General features: G+C 39.2%; 2 protein-coding genes. Both read left to right on the plus strand.

Annotated features, from left to right (window positions below):
- Nucleotides 1-177 precede the first annotated feature (177 nt).
- Nucleotides 178-903: a Crp/Fnr family transcriptional regulator gene (locus tag B5D39_RS16650; RefSeq protein ID WP_078791622.1), complete on the plus strand. Its 726-nt coding sequence runs from the start codon at nucleotides 178-180 to the stop codon at nucleotides 901-903.
- A 40-nt stretch (nucleotides 904-943) separates the two neighbouring features.
- Nucleotides 944-1,693 (plus strand): carboxypeptidase-like regulatory domain-containing protein, encoded by a 750-nt coding sequence (locus tag B5D39_RS16655; RefSeq protein ID WP_078791623.1) that lies wholly within the window; start codon nucleotides 944-946, stop codon nucleotides 1,691-1,693.
- Nucleotides 1,694-1,730 lie beyond the last annotated feature (37 nt).

A 1,730-nucleotide genomic window follows, 5' to 3' on the forward strand; every position in this document is an offset into this window, starting at 1 on the left:
ATTTGTAGGCGGGATGCTCTATTTCGTTCACCAGGTAGCTGCTCAGACCATCTTCGGCAGGTCAGTTACCCATAAATTCTGCGGAAGAACCCTATATAAAGCATCAATTAGCCCGCCGTCGACTTTGTAAATTAACCTTGTTTTTCTGATTCTGCGAGAGAAAGGAGCCCAGTTCCTATGTCCAAGTGCATATGTAATAAGGCTGTCGCAAGTTTTAAAACTCTTTCCCATGTGTGCATTGGAAATTTGTGGGTTTTCGAAGATCTGTTACCCGAAGAAAAGGCTGCTTTAGCATCTTCAGCGATTCGCAAGGGATACAAGAAAGGTGACCTAATCTTTATTCAAGGTGAAGCAGCAGATAAGATGTTTTTACTTAAGGCAGGGTGCATCAAAATATCCAAAATATCAAAAGATGGCAATGAGGCAATACTTGACATAAGGAAGACTGGGGATTTTTTAGGAGAACAAATCTTTTGGGAAGATTTTAAATATCCTGGGACTGCCATCTGCATGCAAGATTCATATATATGTGGATTTGATAAAGCAGGATTCGAGAAAATGATTCTTGAAAATCCGAGAATAGGTTTGGTTGTGATTAAAAACCTAAGTAAACACATTGAATTCTTAAACTCAAGAGCCAGTTGTTCAATTCTTGGGGATCTAAAAAATAAATTGTATGAACTGTTATTGAATTTGGGTGGGGAATACAACAATTCAAGTAATAATTTCATTGAAATAGATTTTCCAATAAGTCATGAGGAACTAGGATTCCTTATAGGCGCTCATCGGGTTAGCATTACAAAAGCTATGAATTTATTAAAGAAAACAGGCTTAATAAGGAAGGAGGGACGTAATTTATTTGTATGCAAAACTAACACAGTAAGTAATCATTTAGAACACTAGAAACCAGATTTTCGTAGGTAAAACCAATAAGGGGGCAGTAATGAAAAATATATTAGTAGTAATATTGAGTTTGCTGACAGTACTAATTTTAACAAATTTATCAATTTCTTCTGATAATAAGAAACAAACTAAATCTTCAACATCAGACAATTCAAGTCATGAGCTTGAGCAAATGGTTTCATCAAAAAAACAGCCAGTTAAGCTATCTAAAATTTGTGGTAAGGTTTTGAACACAGCTAATGAACCTATCGCTGGAGTGACAGTGAGCATCACGATTCCTAGCAAAACTAATCATACTATAAAAGCCAATACTGCCAAAGATGGATCTTATATCTTGAACAATATACCCTCACCAGGACCTTATTTCATCGAAACATCATCAACGAACGACGGCAAGTATTTAGCTGGCGGTACCCGCAGGGCTATTTTGCTGGACAAAGAGATAAGTACTATTAAAGATATAATAATTTCAGCCAGACCATCTGATAAAGCCATTTATGTGGGCACTAGCGTATGTGTTAACTGTCACAATAAAGTAACACCGGAGATCACGGCTAAACACGCTGCCTCTGCTCATATGCGAATTCTGTCTCCGGGACAGAGTCAAATAATAGATCCAGTAGGTGGGTGGGGCGCGAATAACGATCCTGTAGGGAAAGATACCGGAATAATGACAGCTCCACCAGATGGCAGCAATGGCCCAGTGGTCCCTGTGATAGCCTGCCAAAAAGATGGAGTCATGACCACCGGCAGAGCCGGTGGCTTGAGGAAAGCCCCTAAAAGGGGCTAAGGGTTTTGGGTGAAGTCCAACTCCTCTTGTTTGTCCA

This window comes from Trichlorobacter thiogenes (assembly GCF_900167465.1).
GTDB classification, from domain to species: domain Bacteria; phylum Desulfobacterota; class Desulfuromonadia; order Geobacterales; family Pseudopelobacteraceae; genus Trichlorobacter; species Trichlorobacter thiogenes.

What these genes read in the sequence shown, in the direction of transcription:
- B5D39_RS16650 (WP_078791622.1), top strand. Translation starts at nt 178, where the DNA reads ATGTCCAAGTGCATATGTAATAAGGCTGTCGCAAGTTTTAAAACTCTT.
- B5D39_RS16655 (WP_078791623.1), top strand. Translation starts at nt 944, where the DNA reads ATGAAAAATATATTAGTAGTAATATTGAGTTTGCTGACAGTACTAATT.